This is a genomic window from Dolomitihabitans soli (genome assembly GCF_022213955.1).
Taxonomy (GTDB): domain Bacteria; phylum Actinomycetota; class Actinomycetes; order Streptosporangiales; family Streptosporangiaceae; genus Streptosporangium_A; species Streptosporangium_A soli.
On sequence record NZ_JAKNTW010000002.1, the window covers coordinates 356791 to 376798 of the forward strand.

Sequence of the window (20008 nt, forward strand, 5' to 3'; positions counted from 1 at the left end):
CAGGACGGGTTCTCAGGGCGAATTCCAGGGCGGGTTCTCAGGGTGGGTTCCAGGGTGGCCGTTCTGGAACGTCCGAGCTCAGGCGTGGTGCGGCACCGGCACCTCGTCCCAGTTCTGCTCGGCTCCCCGGGCGAACGCGACCGCGAAGTCCGCGTCGCTCATGGCCGCCCGGATGACGGCGGTGATGCGGTCGACATCGCCGCGCTCGGCGGCGGGGAGGGGGGATCCCACTGACGCGCGGGCCGCGGCGGCGGCTCCCAGCAGCCGGGTGGCATCCTCGTGGTGTCCGGCCAGCGCCCGCGCGCCGGCGAGTCCTTCCAGGGCCAGGGCGACGGCGCGCGGATCGCCGGTGTCACGGGCCGCGGCCAGCCCGTCCAGGTGCAGGGTCAGCGCGGCGTCCGCGTCGCCGCGCAACTCGGCGACGAAGCCGAGTTCGGCCAGAATCAGCGCCGCGCCGTTCTCGGCGTCGAACAGCCGGTTCCACTCCAGCCACCTGCCCAGATACGTCACCGCCGCGTCGTACCGTCCTTGCCGCCGCGCGATGAGGGCCAGCCCCACCTCCGCGAACTCCTCGGCCGGTTTGTCACCCTGTTCCACGGCCAGCCGCCGGCCCTGCTCGTGGAACTTCTCGGCCTCGGCGAGATCGCCGGTCAGCAGGGCGATCCGGCCGAGCTCGGACCATCGCGTGGAGGCCTCGGTCCACAGCCCGAGACCTTCGGCGATGCGCAGCCCGTCCTGATGCCACGCGCGGGCCCGAGGGTAGTCTCCCGCTATCTCCGCGAGTCTGCCGAGCACGCCCATCGCCTGCGACTGCCCCCACCGGTCGCCCACCTCGCGGAACAGTGCGAGGCTCTCCTCGCCGTGGCGTCGGGCGGAGACGAAGTCGCCGCGGACGTAACCTTGCGTGCTCCGGGTGACGAGAGCGGCGGCGATGCCCCACCGGTCGTCGAGGGCGCGGGACTCGGCCAGTGTCCGCTCGGTCAGTTCCTCGGCCACCGCCATGTCGCCGAACCTGGTGAGGGCCAGGCCGAGGAACCAGCCGGGCCGGGTCCGCTCGTCCGGGTCGCGGATGTCCTCGTACAGCCTGGGCACGGACCGGCTCTGCCAGGCCGGGCTGGTCCGATCGCCGGACAGCATGCTCATGCCGGCCTGCCAGGCCACGATCCGCGAGCGGTCGCAGGCATCGCGGGCGGCTTCCTCGCCGCTCTCCGCGGGTGCCCCGCCGTACTGGTTCACGGCTTTCTCCTCCACGGCGAGAGGCACGGCCAGGGAGCGCTTGGCCTCGGTGAGCCGGCCGCGCAGGAACCAGTACCAGACCAGCGCGTGGACGAGCCGCCGCGCGAGCCGCGCGTCGCCGTCGGCCGCGGCGCCGTCGAGCGCGCCGCGGAGATTGGCCGTCTCCGCGTCGAGACGCCGCAGCCACAACTGCTGGTGGTCACCGCGCAGGAACGAGTCCGCCTGCTCGGCGAACGAGGTGTAGTAGCGGGCGTGGGCACGCCGTACCCGCTCATGGTCGCCGGCGTCCCGCAGCCGTTCCAGGCAGTACGCCGCCACCGACTCGGGCAGCCGGTAGCGGGGGCCGTCGGGCTCGTGCGCGACGAGCACCAGGGAACGGCCGACGAGCCGGGCCAGCAGATCCACGACCTGGGCGAGCTTCACACCGGTTCCTGCGCAGACCGTCTCGGCGGCGTCCAGGGTGCAGCCGTCGGAATGGATCGCGAGCCGGCGCAGCACGATCTGCTCGGCCGCGGTCAGCAGATCCCAGCTCCAGTCGATCATCGCCCGGAGGGTCTGCTGCCGTGCCGGAGCGTGCCGCCGGCCACCGGTGAGCAGCCGGAACCGGTCGTCCAGACGCTTGGCCAGCTCCTGCGCACCGAGGACGCGCATCCGGACGGCCGCCAGTTCGAGGGCGAGCGGAATCCCGTCCAACCGGCGGCAGATCGCGGCCACCGCCCGGACGTCGTCGTCGGAGAGGTCGAAACCGGCCGACGCGGCCGCGGCCCGGTCCATGAACAGCCGGACCGCACCGGACCGCAGCGCCGCCGCCGGCGAGGCATCGGGTGCCGGCAGGTCCAGCGGCGGTACCGGCCTCAGCTGCTCGCCGGCGATGTCGAGTGGTTCCTGACTGGTCGCCAGGATCCGTACGCCCGGTGCGGCGGCCTGGAGCAGCGCCGCGGCCAGCCTGGCCGCGGGCTCGATGACGTGCTCACAGTTGTCCAGGACCAGCAGCAGGCGCTTGCCGCGCAGAGCGTCGGCCAGCCGGCCGATCAGACCGCGCGGCGCCCCCGCCGGTGCGGGCCCCGAAGCGGTGTCGTCCCGGATCCCCAGGGTCGCGGCCACCACCTCGGCCAGTTCGTCCGTCGCCTCCGCCGCGGCGGAGCCGATGGTGCACGGATGCGCGGCCAGTTCCACCAGCCACGTTCCGTCGGGGAAGGATTCCGCCAGCGTCGACGCGGTCTCCAGAGCCAGCCTGGTCTTGCCGACGCCGCCCGGACCGGTCAAGGTGACCAACGGGCTCGACATCAGCAGGGAGCCCACCTCGGCCACGAACTCCGAGCGCCCGATCAGGTCGGTGAGCGGTGTCGGCAGGTTGGTGCGGGGACGCGGTCCGGCGGTCGCGGGTACGGCTCGCAGGCCGGGATCGTGGCGCAGGATCTCCTGGTGCAGTGCGGCGAGTTCGGCGCCCGGCCGCACACCGAGCTCCTCGTCCAGGCGGCGGCGTAGTTCGTGGTAACGGTCCAGGGCTTCGCTCTGGCGGCCCGCGCCGTACAGGGCACGCATCTGCGCCGCGCGCAGCCGTTCCCGCAGGGGGTGCCGGTCCGTCAGGTCGGCGAGCTCGCCGACCAGCGGGCCGTGTTCTCCCAGCTTCAGGCGGGCTTCGGCCTGTTCCTCGATCGCCAGCAGGCGCCGTTCCTCCAGCCGCGCGATCGCCACGCGGGTGAAGGGCTCGTCCGCGAAGTCGGCGAAGGCGGGGCCCCGCCACAGGGCCAGCGCCGAGGTCAGCAGGGAGACCTGCGCTCGGGGATCCTCGGTCGTGAGCGCCTGAGCGGTCAGCGCCGTGAACCGGCTGCTGTCCACCGCGTCGTCGGTCACCCGCAACGCGTATCCCGGTGGGCGGTGGATCACCAGGTCGCGGCCCCCGCCCTGGGCCAGGGCGCGCCGCAGCCGCGACACGAGGGTCTGCAGCGAGCCTGCGGGATCGGCCGGCGGTTCGGTCCCCCACAGATCCTCGATCAGCCGGTCGGCCGAGACCACCAGTCCCGGCTCGGTCAGCAGCTCGGCGAGCAGCGCGCGAACCTTCGACTCCGGTACGGCCACGGGATCGCCGTCGGCCGTCCAGACGGCCAGCGGACCCAGCACCCCGAAACGCATAGGTCCCAGGTTATCTCCGGCGGCCTCGCGGAGCCGCGTCAGCGCACCTCAAGCGGATCGACAGCCGACCGCCAGCGCCGATTCCCAGGATGGACTCCGCCGGACAAAGCAGGCGTCACACCTGACCAAGGAGTCACTGATGAGCAGGTTCGCGGGGAAGAAGGCAGTCGTCACGGGCGGGACCCACGGAATGGGTCTCGCCATCGTCAAGGCGCTCCTCGAAGGCGGGGCCGAAGTCGTCCTCACCGGCCGCAACGAGAAGAACATCGAACAGGCGCGCACCGAGTTGGAGTCCGAGGCGGCGCACGTGGTGCGCTCCGACGCGGCGAGTATGGCCGACATCACCGCCCTGGCCGAGATCACTCGTACCCGGCTTGGACGTGTCGACTACGTCTTCGTCAACCACGGCATCGCGGAGTTGCAGTCGCTGGAGGAGGTGACGGAGGCGTCCTGGGACCGGCACTTCGACATCAACACCAAGGGCTCCTTCTTCACCGTGCAGGCCCTGTCACCCCTGATCAACGACTACGGGGCGATCATCTTCACCACCGTCGCCAACGATCTCGTCTTCCCGGGCATGAGTGCCTACTCCGGTTCGAAGGACGCGGTGCGCGCGTTCGCGCACGTACTGGCCGCGGAGTTCCTGCCCCGCGGGATCCGGGTGAACTCCGTCGCCCCCGGCTTCATCAAGACCCCCACCATGGGCGTCGCCGGGCTGACCGAGGAGGAGCGCCGTGATTTCGAGAAGCAGGGTGATGAGACGACCCCGCTGAAGCGCAACGGCACGGTCGAGGAGGTCGCCGCGGCCGCGCTGTTCCTGGCCGCCGACGCGACCTTCACCACCAACGTCGAACTGGCGGTCGACGGCGGATTCGCCCAGGGCCTGCTCGCCGCTCACTGACACCGCGGTACCCGGTCCCCGCACGGGCGGGGACCGGTGGTCACGAAGGAGAACGACACATGTCAGATCTGCCCGCACCGCACGAAGTGGCCGACAGTCCCGACGCCTCGGTCGCCGAGCATGTTCGCCGGTATATCGCGACCCAAGGGAGAAGCGGTTATCTGGAGGGTGGAACGACCAATCTGATCCTCACCTACCAGGGCCGGAAATCCGGGAAGCGCTACCGCACCGGATTGTTCTTCGGAGAGGACGACGGCAGTTACGTCCTCGTCGCCTCCGGCTCCGCCATCACGCACACTCACCCCGGCTGGTATCTCAACCTCATGGCGAATCCTGAGGCCCAGGTGCAGGTCCTCGCGGAGGTGTTCGCCGTACGCGCGCGCACCGCCGTAGGCCAGGAGCGGGCGCGGCTCTGGAAGATGATGACCGATCTGGCTCCCGTTTACCACACCTATGAAGCCAAAACTCGCCGCGTGATCCCGGTGGTCGTCCTTGAACGCAGGTGAATCGGCGGCGCTCATCCCAACCCACGATCTCACCTACGGACGAGGACAGATCCCATGGCCACGAAAACCAATGATTTCTCCAGCATTCAGGACACTTTCTTCGACTACATTCGGGACATCAAGTACGCCACAATGATCACAGTCGACCGGCAGAATCGCCCTCGCGCCCGCGTGCTCCTTCCCGCCTGGGAAATCACCGACGGACGGCCGGTCGGCTGGCTCGCCGCCTACCGGACCCCGATCAAGACCGCCCACCTGGCCGGCAACCCCCACACCACCTACTCCTACTGGAATGAACGGCAGAATGCCGTCTTCGTCGACAGCGTCTCGGTGTGGGCGGATGACGAGGCCGCCCGGCGGCACGCGTGGGAGCTGTATCTCACGGGTGGTCCGCCGGGAGTCGGCTACAACCCCGCCCGCTACTGGCCCGGAGGTTCCGGCGACCCCGACTATCACGTGATCCGAATCGAGCCCTGGCGCATCCAGCTCGTCCGGGGTTCCGACCTGCACAGCACCATCTGGCAGCCGGACGCGTGACCCGGTCGCCCTCGTGATGACCCCGCGGGCACCCGGGGCGACGGCACGCGCGGACCGAACCCGTCGAGCGTCACGGCTGGTCGACGGGAGACTCCACGCGCCGAAGGTCGCGGATGGCCGGAACCGACAGCAGCAGCACGACCATGACCACCACCATCGCCGAGGAGAAGAAGAGGTACGGCCGGACCCCGACCTGCTCGCCGACCGGCCCGGCCATGGCTCTGCCCACGGGCTGCATGATGAGGGAGCCCGCCACGTCGTAGGCATGGACCCGGCCCAACACCGCCGGGGGGATGTGGGTCTGCACACTGGTGTGGAACATGACCAGCCAGAAGGCCAGCGAGGCACCCGCGATCGCGTATCCGGACGCGATCAGCGGTGCCGGCAGGCCGAGGGCGACCGTGAGCGGGGCGAACACGAAGCCCGCCACGGCCACGGCGCCGCCGCGCAGCGGATACCGAGGCCGGATGCGGGTGGCGAGCACGCCGCCGAGGACGCTGCCGACGCCGAGCGCCGACAAGGTGAGCCCGAACACCGACGAGCCGTACGTGGAGGTGATCGTGCTGTAACCGAGGGTCTGGTTGGGGCCGAAAGCGGTCAGCGAACCCAGCGCCCAGATCGCGATGACACCCCACAGCCAGGTTCGGGACCGGAACTCTCGCCACCCCTCGACGAGTTCGCGGCGCATCGAGGACCGGGTCTCCGGCCGGACCCGCCCGAGGCCGCGCAGCCCCAGCAGGCACAGGCCGCTCACACCGAACGTCGCCGCGTCGACGGCGAGGACCGTGGCCGGTGAGGAGACGACGAGCAGCAGCCCGGCGAAAGCCGGACCGAGCACGATCATCAGCGACTCGGAGATCCGCAGGCACGCGTTGGCCTTCTGCACGTCCCTGGCGACCTGCGGGATGACGGTGGCCACGCCCGGCTGGAAGACGGCCGATCCCAGGCCGACCGCCATCAGCAGGAGGAGCACGAGCCAGAGGGGCGGTGTGGTCACGTAGAAGGAGGCGGCCAGGAGTCCCTGGACGGCGAGGCGAGCCGCATCGGCGCTCACCATCATCCGCTTGGGACCGAACCGGTCGGAAAGGACACCGCCGAATATCACACAAATTGCGAATGGCGCGATATGGGCGGCGAGAGCATAACCGACGCCACTCGGACCGTATCCTGATTCCAGCATGGCGGCGGTGATCGCCACGGGGAGCATCATGTCGCCGACCGCCGACGTGGTGCGCGCCATGAAGAAGAGAGTGAAATTGGTAGACCAAAGCCGATGGGAAAGTGGTGCTATCTGAACGGGAACCACGGGGGGTGATGTTTCCTTACTCGCAAGGTATAGTCATGAAATTTCCGGAGAAACCGTGGGCTGCTGCCCTTCGTGCCCGCACACCAGATCACGCAGCGCCCGCATGCCGACGGCGACGTCCACTGACTTCTCAGAATGAACGTCGCCGTCCTACCCGCCGAATCCTCCATCGACCGGTTCCGGAGATTTCGCAGGTGCGAGGTGCTGAGCGGGATAATCCGAGTGCCCCTTCCTACAACTCGACGAATACCGCGGACGCGTCGTCGTGCATTTTCCCGCGAGGGAACCTGGTACGGCCGGGATCGGAGAGTTCGATCTCCCTGACGGCGTCTATCAACCTGCGAGCGCCCTGCTTCTTCAGCGTCACGAACAGTTCCTCCCAGCTCCCGCGGCCGAACACCTCGGTCCACCGGCCGGCCCCGTCCGTGACGAGTCCCACGCTCCGCACCTGCGCCCTGGGCAGTCGTCCGTGGACCGCGCGCGCCGCCACTCCGGGGTCGCCGGCGGCGGTGAAGAACCCGCCCTCCTTGTTGCGGAACCCGTCATCGACGAACTCCTGATGCGCCCGCATGGCGGCATGCCATTCTTCCGTGCCGGCCACGAACTTCCGGAGTCTCGCGTTCGACTCCTTGAACTCGGCCCGTGCGCGGACCTCGTCGAGCCGGGTGTCGATGATCGAGGAGAACGCGCCGTCCACGGACTCCATCAGGATCACCGTGTCGGCCAGCACCAGATACTCGGCTTCGTCGCCGCCCCAGCGCACGATCGCCACCGTCGCCTGAGGCGTCCGGACATGTCGCAGGTCACAGGTCGACACGTGTGCCGCCGCCGTACGCGAAACGGCTTCCGACAGGCACCGCCGGAGATCCCGATCATGGTGTGTCACCGCGAGGTCCAGCAGCGCGCCCCCGAGGCGCGCGACGAACCAGGCCGGATTGTGGACGCAGCCCGTCTCGCCGTACGCGGGCGGGCTCACACCGTCCAGGGCGATGGCGACCCCGCCGCCATCCGATGAGGGTACGGCAGCGCCGATGAAATCCTCGTTGAGGACGCCGCCGGCCGAAGGGACGCTCACCATGTCTATCCGCATATCCGTTTAATACTCCATTCCCTCGGTGGGCGCGGGCAACGGGAACGGCGGGCTTTCGGCGACCCGCCACCCCCTGGAACGCGGACACCGGCGGATCGCCGTCATCACCGGCCCCGGCTACGCGCTGTCCAGCCGGGCGCGGCTCGACGGCTACCGCGTCGCGCTGGACACGGCCGGGGTGCCCATCGACCAGGACCTGATCGGCCGGGGCGACTCCTCGCCCAGGGCGAACCGCTGCCGCAGAAACCGCGTCGAACTCGCCACCGAACGTCGTCCGCGAAAGCACCGCGCCTCCCGCACGCTGACGGGTCTCCCCGTGGGCCCAGACGCCCGCGGGGAAGGTGACGGCTCAGTTCCCTGACGATGACGCGGCGGACATGGTTCAGGTCGTGCCGGGCCCAGGGCAGCTCTCGGCCGTACCTCCTCTGATCGACGTGTTACGGTTTCGGTCTGATCCGTAATTACCTATTGACGTTAAAGATTGGCATTCTTAGGTTTTCGGGCATGACCTTAATTCAGCGTCTGTCTGCTGCCGCACTGGCGGCCGCGACCCTGCTGGCCCTGGCCGCGCCCGCGAGCGCGCAGCCCGGCCGTACGCCCGAGGACCTGGGCGTGCCTCTCGAGGACGTCCTGCTGATCGGTGGCACGGCGGCCCCCGGCCCTGAAGGCAAGACCGTCCTGTGGGGCGCCTCCTCCGGCGCCCCCGCCCACCTCAACGCCGTCGATCCCGCCACCGGCGCCGAGGTGGGCAGATTCGACCTGCCCGGCGCGGGCGGTTCGTGGGCGGTCGAAGCGACGCCCGACGGCAGCGTCTACGTGGGCACGTACGGCCAGGGCAACCTGTTCCGCTGGACGGAGCAGGGCGGTATGAAGGACCTCGGCCGCCCGATCGCGTCGGAGAACTTCATCTGGTCGGTGGCGGCGGGCGAGGGCGCGACCGTCTACGGCGGCACCTCCCCGGGCGGCCGCCTGTTCTCCTACGATCCCGCGACCGGAGTGCGCGACTACGGCAAGCTGTCGCCGGCGCACGCGTACGTCCGCAGCGTCTCGTACGCGAACGGCAAGATCTACGCGGGCACCGAGGGGCCCGCCGCGGTTTTCGAGATCGACGCCGTCACCGGCGCGAGCAAGCAGCTCCCCACGCCGGACGGCCTGGATCCGGCAGACAAATGGGCTTATGACGTGAACGTCGCCGCGGGCTACGTGTACGTCCGTTACGGCGGCTCCTCCCCTGGACCCCTGCACGTCTGGGACATCGCCGCGGGCCGATGGAACGACGAGATCGACGTCGTGCACGGTCTGGACGTCTCGCCCCCGGACGAGGAAGGGCGGGTCTACCTGGTCAAGGGCGGCGAGCTGGTCCGCTACGACCCCAAGACCAAGGTCACCACGCCGACCGGCGTGCCGTTCGCCGGGCGGGTCGCCAACACGCGCGGCATCGGCTGGGCTGAGCTCGGCCTACCCGACTATCCGGGCAAAAGCATCGTCGGCCTGCTCTGGCGCGGCATGATGTTCCGCTACAACCCCCAGACCGGCGCCAAGTCGTTCATGCAGACAGGGGTCAGGGGCGAGGCGATCGACGTGACCGCGCTCACGGAGGGCCCGGACGGCCGCATGTACGCGGGCGGCTTCCTCAACGGCGGTTTCGCCGCGCTGAACGCCCAGACGGGCGAGCGCGAGGAGTTCCACACGTTCTCCCAGAGCGAGGACATGACCACCCACGACGGCAGGCTCTACATCGGCGCCTATCCCGAGGCCAGAGTCTACGCCTACGACCCGAAGCTGCCGTGGAACAGCACCGAGTACTCCCCCAGCCCTGAGCCCGGCCCCGCGGCCAACCCGGCGAGACTGTTCGACTTCGCCGCCGACAAGCAGATCAGGCCCAGGGCCATCGTCTCCGCGGGCCGCTACCTCGCCACCGGAACCATGCCCGACCTCGGCCACCTCGGCGGTGTGCTGGCCCTGTGGGACACGAAGACGGGCACGCTGAAGCACGCCCAGCGCAACGTGATCAAGGACCAGAGCATCGTCTCGCTCGCCTACCGCGACGGCATCCTCTACGGCGGCACCTCCATTTACAGCGGCCAGTCGGCGACCCCGCCGACGCAGCCCGAGGCCAAGCTGTTCGCCTGGTCGGTGAAGGAGAACCGGCTGCTGTGGGAGTTCGTCCCCGCGCCGGGCAAGCCCGCCATCCCGGAGCTCACGTTCGACGCGCTGGGCAGGCTGTGGGGGATCGCCGGCGGCGAGGTGTTCGCGGTCAGCACCGCAGCCATGAAGGTGGTCAAGCGGGTCACCCTGTCGGGCAGCAAGAGCTCCACCGGCCGGCTCGCCTTCAACCCCCGCGATCTCGCCCTGTACGGCGCGCACGCCGGACAGTACGTCTTCAAGCTGAACCCGTTGACGGGGCAGCACACCGTGCTGAAGGAGGGCCCCGTGCACCAGCTCGCGGTGCACAAGTCGGGAGACGTCTACTTCGCGGAGGGCCCGCGCCTGTTCAGGCTGGCGCGCTAGCGATCCGGTCGGCGGAGACGATCGACCGTAGATCGGCCTCGGTGAGGTGAGGGCGTTCCGCTTCTGCCGCACCCGGGCCGATCGCCGATCCTGCGACGTGTCCGCCGGGTGGTCGGCTCGTCGTCCGGCAGGCTGCGGTCCGGGAGGAACAGCCTGCCGTACGGGTGAACCCGACGGCACTCGCATGGGGGAGGCACCTCCCTCGCTGGGGGGAGTGCCGGTCTCCGCTCGGTGACTACCGTCGTAGTCATGATCGATTCTACTCACCGACGACGGTGGCCGGCGTACGCCGTCGCGGTCCTGTTCCTCGGTTACGCCACGGGAAAAGCCGCCTTCGCGTCGCAAGCGAGACTCGGGTTCCCGGGTGGCCCGCCCGTGTCGGCCGCCGAGACCGCGGAGTACTTCCTGGACCCGGCCATCGGGCAGTGGTTCGCGACCGCGTCCGGCGTGCTGGGGGCGTGCGTCGCCCTCGCCACGGTGACGGCGCTGGGGCGCAGGGTGCCCAGAACGTTGATGCTGATCGTGCTGGGCGGGATGGTGCTGGCCGTGGGCTACGGCGCGGGCGTCATGATCGTGGACGGGTTCATCGGCGTCGGCGTGGGCTGGCAGTGGTACCACGGCGTCCTCGGAGTCGTCGCGCTCGGGCTGTTCCTGGAGATGTTCCGGTCCTACGCGATGGAGACCAGACGTGTCACGGGCTGATCGGACGCGAGTGGGCGGGTACGGCGCGGCGGCGTGCTCCGCGCTCTACGGATCGATGAAGCTCGCCCAGGCGCTGGGGGCCAATGCCCTCGCCGACAAGGACCCGCTGCCTCCGGAGCTGCGCGAACGGCTGCTCGCGCGTGATCCGCTGTTCGTGGCGAGCCACTGGGTGCTGGCCACCGCCGCGGTGGTCGGTGTCATCGTCGCGCTGGCCACCGTACGGCCCTGGGGTGTGGCCGCGCCGCGGCGGCTGCTGGTCGCGATCGCCTGGACGCTGGGAGCCTTCATGATCACCCGGGCGATCGCCGGTATCGTCGGCGACACGCTGCTGCTCACCGGGGTCCGCCCGGCGCCTGTCGAACATGCCGCGCTCGCTGTGGACCTGGCACGCTGGGATCTGCTGCTGTGGTCTCCGTTCTTCCTGCTCTGGGGGACATTCTGGGCGATGGCCGGATGGCGTGCATTCTGCATGTCGGACCGGTGCGCGGCGAACTTCCGGCGGAGACGGCCTTTCACCAGAATGAAGGCATGAGTTCAGACATCACTCCCTTCCGGATAGAGATCCCCCAGGCAGACCTGGACGACCTCCAGACACGGCTCGACCTCGCCCGCTTCACCGACGAACTCCCCGACGCGTACGGCGTGAGCGTCAGTCGGGTCCGGCGGCTGGCCGAGTACTGGCGGAACGGCTACGACTGGCGCGCCTGGGAGGCGCGGCTCAACGCCTATCCGCAGTTCACCACTGACATCGACGGGCAGCGGATCCACTTCCTGCACGTGCGATCCCCCAAGCAGGACGCGCTGCCGCTGATCCTCACCCACGGCTGGCCCGGTTCGATCGTGGAGTTCCTCAACGTCATCGAACCGCTGTCGAAGGACTTCCACCTGGTGATCCCGTCGCTCCCCGGGTTCGGCTTCTCCGAGCCGACCACGGAGAGCGGCTGGGGCAACGTACGCACCGCGCGGGCCTGGGCGGAGCTGATGGAACGCCTCGGGTACGACCGCTACGGCGCGGTCGGCAACGACGCCGGTTCGATGATCTCGCCGGAGATCGGCCGTCTCGCCGCTTCCAACGTCGTGGGCGTGCACGTCACGCAGATCTTCTCCTTCCCCTCCGGCGACCCCGCGGAGTTCACGGACATGACCGAGGAGGAGCAGGCTGCGATGGGGGTGCTGCAGCAGTTCTGGGAGGAGATGGGCGCCTTCAACACGCTGCACTCGCAGCAGCCGCAGACGCTGGCCCACGCGCTCGCCGACTCGCCCGTTGGGTTGCTGGGCTGGAACGTCCAGCTGTTCGACTTCGACCTCGATGACGACTTCGTGCTCACCAACGTCGCGCTCTACTGGCTCACCGGCACCGCGGGCTCCTCGATCCGCTTCTACTACGAGAACGCCAAGGCCGCGCCGCAACCGGCCGAACCCACCACGACGCCGATCGGGCTCGCCTCGGCCAAGGGCGACTTCCAGTCCATCCGGCGCTTCGCCGAGCGTGACCACAAGAACATCGCGCAGTGGCACACTCACGGCACCGGCGGGCACTACGCGGCCCACCTCGCCACCGCCGTCTACGCGGACGACGTTCGCGCGTTCTTCGCCGGTCTCCTCAAGGGGTAGCGGCGAGGCCGGCAGGCGGCAGGTCAGGGCGAGAACGGGGATCCAGGGTGATCGCCCACAGCCCGCCGTACCGGACTGGATCTCCGCTCCGCCCGCCGCCTGCCAGGGGCTCCGGCATCGCGGTCAGCGGGGCACGGACGCGACCAGGGAGAACGTGCCGTCGCCCTGGTCGCCTGCCGTGAAGGTGCCGCCTGCGGACTCGACCCTGTCCGCCAGGCTCGCCAGCCCGCTGCCGGTCCCCTGCGGGGCTCGCGCCACACCGTCGTTGGCGACGCGCAGCCGTACCGTCTTTCCGTCCGTCTCCACCTCGATCGTGCACAGCCGTGCGGCCGAGTGCCGGACGACGTTCGTGACGGCTTCGCGCACCACCAGGGCGAGCACCGGTGAAGCCTCCATGCCGACGGCGTCCACCTGGATCTCGACGCCGGCGGAGTCGAGCAGCGAGCGAGCGGACTCGATCTCCTCGACCAGGCTCAGCCGGGCGCCGCCAGAGGTGATCGAGCGCACGTCGGCGAGGCCCCGCACCGCCAGCGGGCGCACGTCCTCCAGCAGGAGCGCCGCCTTGCCGGGATCGTGGCCGATCACCCGGAGGGCCAGCTCGGCCTTGAGGGTGATGGCCGACAGGCTGATGCCGAGCAGGTCGTGCACGTCCCTCGCCACCCGGAGCCGCTCGGCGACCACCGCGCTGCCGGCGATCTGCCGGCGTAGGCCGCGCAAGTGTGCGGCCGCCTCGGGGAACCGGTTGAACGCGAACACCCCGATGGCGATCCCGATCATCGACGCGACCTGGTAAAGCTCATAACCGCCCACCTCCGGATAGAGCCGGAACACATACCCGACGGCGACGGCGGCGACCGCGAACACGGGCACCGACCAGCGTGCGGGCAGCCACAGCAGGATGTTGGCCACGGACAGGCCGACCAGCGCCGCCATGCTGCCGTTGCCCAGGTAGAGGGCGGCGGCGCCGACGATGAGGATGTGCAGCGGGAGCGTCCAGCGCCAAGCCGAAGGAGCCGAAGCCCTGGGGACGCCGTGGTAGAGCTGGAACGCGACGGCCAGGGCGGCGGCCACGGCAGCCACGGCCCAGTGGCGTGGATCCGTGGTGCCGCGGTCGGCGACGTTGTTGAGCACGATGACGGACACGTTGACGGTCATCGCGGTGAGGGCCCACCGGGAGAGCCCCGACGACTCGTCCGGCAGGTCGGTCCGGCCTGCGGGCAGCGGCTCGCGGGGTGCGGCGGCGACCGTTCTGGCCTCCGCGGCCGCCTCGCGGGAGATCTCCGCGATGCGGGTGAGCACGCCGGGGGTGAGCGGAGCCTGGCGAGACGCGCGCAGGATGTCGGCGAGCCGGGCGCCGATGGCCCTGCGCAGGTCGCCGGCCGCACGCAGGCGCTCGTTCGCCGCTTCCAGCCCGGCGAGCTGCCGGTTGGCCTCCTGGGTCTCGCTGAGTAACACGGCCAGCCGTACCAGGGCGAACAGCGTGAGCCCCATGTTCATGTCGATGACCGCGAAGCTGACGATCGTGGTGAGGTCGGGCCCGTGCAGTACGGCGGCCACCGAGGTGTCGGCCAGCAGCACCGCCCCGAACAGCAGCCATCCCGCCGGACCCGCGACGCTCAGCGGCATGGCGGCGGCCAGTGGCCCCGCGATGGGCCCCCACAGCATGGGGAAGGGCAGGTAGGGGCCGAAGGTCGCGACCCCGAGGACGGGTACGGCGCGGCGCCCACCCCGGACGACGAGAATGAAGAGGGCGACGACGGCCAGGACGAGGCCCAGGCAGACCCCGAGGGTGAGGGGCGAGGACTGCCCCAGGGCGTTCGCCATGGCGACGATGATCGTGAAGCGGGCCGGGATGATGAGAGCTATGTAGCCGAACACGAGCACCCAGCCTGTTGATGGCCTGAGCTGTGGCCACCTGCCTCCTTCGACTACCGTCACCTGCGTTGTTTATCACGCTTAGTATGCGCAGTGTGATTCGTGTACTCATCGCGGAGGATGTCCGGATACTCCGTGAGGCGCTGGTCGCCCTGCTTGGGTACGAGGAAGACATCGAGGTCGTGGCCCAGGTGGAGACGGGCGACGCGATCGTGCCCACGGCGCTGGCCCACCGGCCGGACGTCGCCGTGCTCGACATCGACCTGCCCATGCTCGACGGTCTGACCGCCGCCGCCGACCTGCACGCACGGCTGCCGGAATGCCGCGTGCTGATCCTCACCGCGCTGGGCAGGCCGAGCAACCTCCGGCGCGGGGTCGAGGCGCACGTGTCCGGCTTCATGCTCAAGGACTCCCGGCCACAGGATCTGGTGAACGCCATCCGCGACGTCGCGGCCGGCCGCCGGGTCGTCGACCAGCAACTCGCCTTCACCGCGCTCAGCTTCGCCGCCAGCCCGCTGACCGACCGTGAGGCCGACGTCCTGCGCCTGACCGGCGCCGGCGCCGCGCCCCGGGACATCGCCAAGGACCTGCACCTCAGTTACGGCACCGTGCGCAACTACCTCGCCTCCGCCGTGACCAAGCTGAACGCCCGCACCCGGCAGGACGCGGTCCGCATCGCCACCGAGGCGGGCTGGCTCTGAGGGCTCGGCCCCGAGCCTGCCTGCCTGCCTGCCTGCCTGCCTGCCTGCCTGCCTGCCTGCCACGAACGGTAGTTCCACGCCGTCGATGTGTATGTTTCGGGACATCTTCGAAACTTTCATCGCGCCGTCTCGGGCCAGATCGACTGAATATGACATCTGACCAAGTGCAATGCTTCTCTGAGCCAAGCCGAGGACTTTCGGAAACTTTCGGGAATCGTTGACAGTTCGGAGGAGCCGGGCGAACACTGTCGCCATCGGCAGACCTCAACCACTGCCGATCCGGGTCACCCGCCGCGACCTGATCCTCCGGTCGTCGACAACCGGCCGACCCCGCCGCTTTGTACGACGCGCGGCGCCCGTCCCCCCGGCCACCGACCGACAGCCCCGCAGGGTCGTATCGCGCTGCCTGGCCCCGCCAGCCTTCACGAGGAGGAAGCACGCACATGCACAACTCCCCCGCCCACCCGAAGAGCCGCAGACACGGCCGCATCAGGCTGCTCCTCGGCCGTGTCAGCGTCGTGGCGCTGGTCGCGGCCGCAACCATGACGCCCGGCGTCGCCAACGCGGCCCCCATCACCTCCAATCAAACCGGCACCAACAACGGCTACTTCTATTCGTTCTGGACCGACAGCCCCGGGTCGGTCTCCATGGAACTCGGATCCGGCGGCAATTACAGCACCTCATGGCGCAACACCGGGAATTTCGTCGCCGGAAAGGGCTGGAGCACCGGCGGACGCAGGACCGTGAACTACTCGGGCAGCTTCAATCCGTCCGGCAATTCATATCTCACGCTCTATGGGTGGACGAGAAACCCACTCGTGGAGTACTACATCGTCGACAACTGGGGCACCTACCGGCCCACGGGAACGTACAAGGGCACGGTCACCAGCGATGGCGGCACGTACGACATCTACCAGACGACGCGATACAACGCCCCCTCCATCGAGGGCACCAGGACCTTCAATCAGTACTGGAGCGTCCGGCAGTCGAAGAAGACAGGCGGAACCATAACTTCCGGCAACCACTTTGACGCATGGGCCCGCAATGGCATGAATCTGGGCAGCCATGATTACATGATCCTCGCAACAGAGGGATACCAAAGCAGTGGTAGCTCCAATATCACGGTGGACGGCGCCCCCGGTGGCGGCGGGGGCGGCGGGGGCGGCGGGGGCGGTGGCTGCACCGCATCGCTGTCCGCGGGCCAGCAGTGGAGCGACCGCTACAACCTCAACGTCTCGGTCAGCGGTTCGAGCAACTGGACCGTGACGATGAACGTGCCGTCCCCCGCGAAGGCCATCGCCACCTGGAACACCAGCGTCAGCTACCCCAGCGCCCAGGTGCTGACCGCCAAGCCCAACGGCAACGGCAACAACTGGGGTGTGACGATCCAGCACAACGGCAACTGGACCTGGCCGACGGTCTCCTGCAGCGCGGGCTGACCCCGGACACCCGAAACGTCGCACCTGTGGCGCGGCGGCCCATGGCCACCGCGCCACCCTGCTGCCGGCCGGTGACCACCGCGCGGCCGCGGCACCTGGTGAACCGGAGCCGCACACCAGGTGGTGGGTTGTGAGGTCCGGTCGACCGTCGTTCAGCTGGCGTGCAGAACTGCGCGCAGTGGGGTGGCGAACAGGTCTGGGTTATCGGCGAAGCCGGTGTGATCGCCGGGGAACATCGTGGGCTCGATGCCCAGTGCCGCGGCGAGTGCCCTGGCGGTGTGGTCGCATTCCTGCCCTGCCGAGTCGTCGCCGATGCCGACCACGATGCGGGTCTTGATCGAGCGGAGAGTGTCGAGGTCGGGCCGCCAGTGGTTGGTCCCGCGCAGTTCATGGGCGAACCACCGGCGTTCGTCGGCGACCGCCTGCGGGTCCCGTTCGCCGCCGAACAGGTGCTCCAGCGCGCCTTCGGGCATCGCGATGTCGGCGTCGGCCATGAACTTGGCCCAGGCGCCGATGACGTCGCCGGCAAGGTAGGTGGCGATGACCTCCTCGGTCTGCGCGTGGATCCGGTCGCGGTTGTCGAGCAGCTCGACCAGAGGGGGTTCGTGAGCGATGACGGTGTGGACCTGCTCGGGGTGGGTTTGAGCTAGGGCGAGCGCGGTGCTGGCACCACCGCTGGAGCCCAGGATCGCCGCCGGGCCGGCGTCCAGATGGGTCAGGAGCCGGGAAAGGTCGTCGGCGCGCAGTTCAGGCGTGGAGTCCTGGTGCGGGTCGTCGAGGTGGCTGCGGTTGATGCCGCGAGGGTCGGTGGTGAGCACCGTGTGATCGGTGGCGAGCAGATCGGCCAGGGGCGCGAAGGCGTCGGCGTCCATGGGGGCGCCGACAAGCGCCACCAGCGGCCCATGGCCGCGCATCTCATAGTGCAGGCGCGCGCCGGGGACCCGCAAAGTCTGGACGATGGGGATAAGAGCCATCGGGTCCTCCTGAGAATGTGGGCTGTCCGCCCCTCTTAAGCAACTGAACTGGACTGTACAGGAAAGTAATTCTGTACTCAACCGTTCAGTTAGGGGTAGGATACGAGGGTGGGCAGAGACAACAGCAGCAGATCGTCGGTGCCATCGGGCAAGCGTGCCGAACGCAACCGGCAGGCCATCGTGACCGCCGCACGCGAGATGTTCATCCGCGAGGGGTTCGATACCGGCATGGACGTGATCGCCGCCGCGGCGGGCGTGTCCAAGGTGACCGTGTACAACCACTTCGGCAGCAAGGAGGAGCTGTTCACCGAGGTCATCGGGCAGGCCATGGGCGAGGCGCACGCGACGATGGCCGAGGTCCGAGCTCGCCTCGCGGATACCGAGGACGTGCGCGAAGCGCTGCTCCACACCGCCCGCGCCCTGGTGGCCGCGGCCACCGACCCGTCCAGGCTGGCACTGCGCAACCTCGTCACCGGTGAACTGCGCCGCTTCCCGGAGCTCGGCCAGGCCTATCAGCGGAGCGGGCCGGCCCACTCCGCTGACGCCCTCGGCGAAGTGTTCGACGACCTGAGCGAACGCGGCCAGTTGGCCGTCGCCGATGTCGAGATAGCCGTCATCCAGTTCTTCAGCCTGATCATCTACCCGCATCTGATCGTCGGCTCCTTCGGCTCGGCCCTGCGCCAGGATCTCGCCGACCGACTCATCACCGACGGCGTGGACCTGTTCCTGAGCCGGTACCGGTCCGACCCGCCGACACGCTGACCATCGGCGCGAGCCCGGTCAGATGAGCCGCCGCTCCATCGCGACCACCACGGCGGCCGCCCGGTTGTCCACGCCCAGCTTGGCGAAGACGTGCTTGAGGTGGGTCTTGACGGTGGTCTCGCTGATGAGCAGGGCCCGCGCGACCTCCTTGTTGGCCGCGCCCCGCGCGATGAGCCCGAGCACCTCCAGCTCGCGTGGGCTCGGCGAGGACCGGCTCTTCCGGCCGAAGCCGTCGATGAGCTGCGAGGTGATTCTCTGGGCCAGGACCCGGCCGCCGGCCGCCGCCGTGCGTACGGCCGCCTGCAGCTCTTCGCGCGGCGCGTCCTTCAGCAGGTAGCCCGCCACGCCCGCGGCCAGCGCCCGCGACACGTCCGCGTCGGTGTCGTACGTGGTCAGCACGATGACGTGGACCTCCGGATGCTCCGAGCGCAGCCGCTCGATGGCGCCGACCCCGTCGAGCCCGGGCATGCGCAGGTCCATCAGCACCACGTCGGGACGCGTCGCCCGAGTCTGGGCGAGCGCCTGGTGTCCGTCGGCTGCCTCGGCGACCACCTCGATGTCGGGCACGCCGTGGAAGATGCCGCGCAGCCCGTCGCGCACCACCGGATGGTCGTCGACGATCATCAGGCGTACGGGATGCTCAGGCACAACGCGGTCCCTCCCCCCGGAGCCGACTCCACGGTCACCGTACCCCCCGATCGCGAGGCGCGCTCGCGCATGGCGATCAGCCCGTAACCGCCCCCGGCGGCGGCCGGGTCGAAGCCCGTCCCGTCGTCGAGCACGTCCAGCGTGACCTCCTCGTCCATGTACGACAGGGTCAGCGCCGCGCGCCCGGCCCGCGCGTGCCTGGCCACGTTCGCCAGCGCTTCCTGTGCCGCACGCAACACCGTCGTCTCCGCCTCCGACGGCAGCCGCCGCAGCTCGCCGTCCACCGAGACGGTCACGAGCACACCGGTGGCGACGGACCAGCGTTCGGCGACCGCGGCCAGCGCCTCGTGGAGTTCGGCCCGCTCCAGCGGCTCGGGGCGCAGGGCGTCTACGGAGCGCCGGGCCTCGTTGAGGCTGTCGCGGGCCAGCTGCTTGGCCAGCGAGATCCGCTTGCGTACGGTGTCCGGGTCATCGATCCCCTGCTCGGCCGCCTCAAGCTGGGCGATGATCCCGCTGAACCCCTGGGCGAGCGTGTCGTGGATCTCCCTGGCCAGCCTGGCCCGCTCCTCCAGCGTGCCCACCACCCGGCTCTGCTCGCTGTGCCTGATGAGATCCCGCGCGAACAGCCCCATGACGGTCGCCAGCATGATGTTGCCCACAAGGCGTCCCAGGACGGACGGATCGTGGGGGATCATCTCGATCAGCCCGCCCGCGGCGGATGACGAGAAGACGAGCATCACCGTGCCGGCGTAGCCCCATCGCCCGGGTAGCAGGAGGTACGGCAGTGCGAACATGCCGAACAGCGTCGTCTCGTACGCCGAATCCATCCTGATCAGCGCGAACTGCAACGCGATCAGCACCAGCAGGTGCCAGGCCATGGGATTGAGCCGTTCGAGGAGGGCGGGCCTGCGCGCGACGAAGAACGCGTACCAGCCGGCCATCAGCGCCGTGAGCGCGAGCGTGGCGGGATCAGGACCGCCCTCCAGGATCGCGATCGTCGCGGCGACCGTGAGGCAGGTGTAGAACAGCAGGTGGAAGACCCGGACCCAGCCCGCCTCATCCATCGCCCG

The 20008-nt window shown here is 69.6% G+C and carries 18 protein-coding genes; 11 read left to right on the forward strand and 7 right to left on the reverse strand.

What is annotated here, in order from left to right:
* Positions 1 to 78 precede the first annotated feature (78 nt).
* Complete coding sequence (locus tag MBA17_RS06445) at positions 79 to 3372, reverse strand: AfsR/SARP family transcriptional regulator (protein ID WP_238495352.1); 3294 nt, start codon at positions 3370 to 3372, stop codon at positions 79 to 81.
* 139 nt (positions 3373 to 3511) lie between these two features.
* Between MBA17_RS06445 and MBA17_RS06450 the strand changes: the two genes are divergently transcribed.
* From MBA17_RS06450 to MBA17_RS06460, 3 genes are read left to right on the forward strand one after another with little or no spacing between them, the layout of a single operon-like run.
* Positions 3512 to 4273: an SDR family oxidoreductase gene (locus MBA17_RS06450; protein WP_238495353.1), complete on the forward strand. Its 762-nt coding sequence runs from the start codon at positions 3512 to 3514 to the stop codon at positions 4271 to 4273.
* Positions 4274 to 4332: 59 nt separating this feature from the next.
* On the forward strand, positions 4333 to 4779 hold the full coding sequence (locus MBA17_RS06455) for a nitroreductase family deazaflavin-dependent oxidoreductase (RefSeq protein WP_238495354.1): 447 nt from the start codon (positions 4333 to 4335) through the stop codon (positions 4777 to 4779).
* 54 nt (positions 4780 to 4833) lie between these two features.
* A complete protein-coding gene (locus MBA17_RS06460) occupies positions 4834 to 5316 on the forward strand; it encodes a pyridoxamine 5'-phosphate oxidase family protein (RefSeq protein WP_238495355.1) in 483 nt (160 codons plus the stop codon).
* Positions 5317 to 5386: 70 nt separating this feature from the next.
* Here the strand turns inward: MBA17_RS06460 and MBA17_RS06465 are convergent, their stop codons facing one another.
* The gene (locus MBA17_RS06465; protein ID WP_455432705.1) at positions 5387 to 6622 is read right to left on the reverse strand and encodes an MFS transporter; all 1236 of its coding nucleotides are present in this window, start codon (positions 6620 to 6622) and stop codon (positions 5387 to 5389) included.
* Between the two features lie 232 nt (positions 6623 to 6854).
* Entirely contained in the window at positions 6855 to 7712 is an 858-nt protein-coding gene (locus MBA17_RS06470; protein ID WP_238495357.1) for a protein phosphatase 2C domain-containing protein, read from the reverse strand.
* Between the two features lie 25 nt (positions 7713 to 7737).
* Between MBA17_RS06470 and MBA17_RS50245 the strand changes: the two genes are divergently transcribed.
* The 5 genes from MBA17_RS50245 (at position 7738) to MBA17_RS06495 (ending at position 12539) form a co-directional block, all read left to right on the forward strand.
* Positions 7738 to 8073, forward strand: a complete 336-nt coding sequence (locus MBA17_RS50245) for a type 1 periplasmic-binding domain-containing protein (RefSeq protein ID WP_455432706.1) — start codon at positions 7738 to 7740, stop codon at positions 8071 to 8073.
* 143 nt (positions 8074 to 8216) lie between these two features.
* Complete coding sequence (locus MBA17_RS06480) at positions 8217 to 10223, forward strand: outer membrane protein assembly factor BamB family protein (protein WP_238495358.1); 2007 nt, start codon at positions 8217 to 8219, stop codon at positions 10221 to 10223.
* Between the two features lie 249 nt (positions 10224 to 10472).
* Positions 10473 to 10925 carry a hypothetical protein gene (locus MBA17_RS06485; RefSeq protein WP_238495359.1) on the forward strand — a complete coding sequence of 151 codons (453 nt, stop codon included), beginning with the start codon at positions 10473 to 10475 and terminating at the stop codon, positions 10923 to 10925.
* Positions 10912 to 11457: a DUF3995 domain-containing protein gene (locus MBA17_RS06490; protein WP_238495360.1), complete on the forward strand. Its 546-nt coding sequence runs from the start codon at positions 10912 to 10914 to the stop codon at positions 11455 to 11457. Before MBA17_RS06485 ends, MBA17_RS06490 begins: the two co-directional genes overlap by 14 nt.
* The gene (locus MBA17_RS06495; protein ID WP_238495361.1) at positions 11454 to 12539 is read left to right on the forward strand and encodes an epoxide hydrolase family protein; all 1086 of its coding nucleotides are present in this window, start codon (positions 11454 to 11456) and stop codon (positions 12537 to 12539) included. Before MBA17_RS06490 ends, MBA17_RS06495 begins: the two co-directional genes overlap by 4 nt.
* Positions 12540 to 12662: 123 nt before the next feature.
* On the opposite strand, the gene MBA17_RS50250 is transcribed toward MBA17_RS06495, so the two are convergent.
* Positions 12663 to 14417, reverse strand: a complete 1755-nt coding sequence (locus MBA17_RS50250) for a sensor histidine kinase (protein WP_238495362.1) — start codon at positions 14415 to 14417, stop codon at positions 12663 to 12665.
* 92 nt (positions 14418 to 14509) lie between these two features.
* On the opposite strand from MBA17_RS50250, the gene MBA17_RS06505 reads away from it, so the two are divergent.
* The gene (locus tag MBA17_RS06505; RefSeq protein ID WP_238495363.1) at positions 14510 to 15115 is read left to right on the forward strand and encodes a response regulator transcription factor; all 606 of its coding nucleotides are present in this window, start codon (positions 14510 to 14512) and stop codon (positions 15113 to 15115) included.
* A gap of 443 nt (positions 15116 to 15558) precedes the next feature.
* Entirely contained in the window at positions 15559 to 16554 is a 996-nt protein-coding gene (locus MBA17_RS06510) for a glycoside hydrolase family 11 protein (RefSeq protein WP_238495364.1), read from the forward strand.
* Positions 16555 to 16706: 152 nt separating this feature from the next.
* Here MBA17_RS06510 and MBA17_RS06515 read toward each other — a convergent pair whose 3' ends face one another.
* A complete protein-coding gene (locus MBA17_RS06515; RefSeq protein ID WP_238495365.1) occupies positions 16707 to 17528 on the reverse strand; it encodes an alpha/beta fold hydrolase in 822 nt (273 codons plus the stop codon).
* A gap of 108 nt (positions 17529 to 17636) precedes the next feature.
* Between MBA17_RS06515 and MBA17_RS50255 the strand changes: the two genes are divergently transcribed.
* Positions 17637 to 18290, forward strand: coding sequence for a TetR/AcrR family transcriptional regulator (locus tag MBA17_RS50255; RefSeq protein WP_238495366.1), 654 nt, complete (start codon positions 17637 to 17639; stop codon positions 18288 to 18290).
* Between the two features lie 18 nt (positions 18291 to 18308).
* Here MBA17_RS50255 and MBA17_RS06525 read toward each other — a convergent pair whose 3' ends face one another.
* Both MBA17_RS06525 and MBA17_RS06530 read right to left on the reverse strand, forming a co-directional pair.
* Positions 18309 to 18938: a response regulator gene (locus MBA17_RS06525; RefSeq protein WP_238495367.1), complete on the reverse strand. Its 630-nt coding sequence runs from the start codon at positions 18936 to 18938 to the stop codon at positions 18309 to 18311.
* A complete protein-coding gene (locus MBA17_RS06530; protein ID WP_238495368.1) occupies positions 18914 to 20002 on the reverse strand; it encodes a sensor histidine kinase in 1089 nt (362 codons plus the stop codon). Before MBA17_RS06530 ends, MBA17_RS06525 begins: the two co-directional genes overlap by 25 nt.
* Positions 20003 to 20008 lie beyond the last annotated feature (6 nt).

Bases quoted from the DNA above. Each gene is read 5' to 3' on its own strand.
- MBA17_RS06445 (WP_238495352.1), bottom strand. From the start codon at position 3,372: ATGCGTTTCGGGGTGCTGGGTCCGCTGGCCGTCTGGACGGCCGACGGC.
- MBA17_RS06450 (WP_238495353.1), top strand. From the start codon at position 3,512: ATGAGCAGGTTCGCGGGGAAGAAGGCAGTCGTCACGGGCGGGACCCAC.
- MBA17_RS06455 (WP_238495354.1), top strand. From the start codon at position 4,333: ATGTCAGATCTGCCCGCACCGCACGAAGTGGCCGACAGTCCCGACGCC.
- MBA17_RS06460 (WP_238495355.1), top strand. From the start codon at position 4,834: ATGGCCACGAAAACCAATGATTTCTCCAGCATTCAGGACACTTTCTTC.
- MBA17_RS06470 (WP_238495357.1), bottom strand. From the start codon at position 7,712: ATGCGGATAGACATGGTGAGCGTCCCTTCGGCCGGCGGCGTCCTCAAC.
- MBA17_RS06480 (WP_238495358.1), top strand. From the start codon at position 8,217: ATGACCTTAATTCAGCGTCTGTCTGCTGCCGCACTGGCGGCCGCGACC.
- MBA17_RS06485 (WP_238495359.1), top strand. From the start codon at position 10,473: ATGATCGATTCTACTCACCGACGACGGTGGCCGGCGTACGCCGTCGCG.
- MBA17_RS06495 (WP_238495361.1), top strand. From the start codon at position 11,454: ATGAGTTCAGACATCACTCCCTTCCGGATAGAGATCCCCCAGGCAGAC.
- MBA17_RS06510 (WP_238495364.1), top strand. From the start codon at position 15,559: ATGCACAACTCCCCCGCCCACCCGAAGAGCCGCAGACACGGCCGCATC.
- MBA17_RS06515 (WP_238495365.1), bottom strand. From the start codon at position 17,528: ATGGCTCTTATCCCCATCGTCCAGACTTTGCGGGTCCCCGGCGCGCGC.
- MBA17_RS06530 (WP_238495368.1), bottom strand. From the start codon at position 20,002: ATGGATGAGGCGGGCTGGGTCCGGGTCTTCCACCTGCTGTTCTACACC.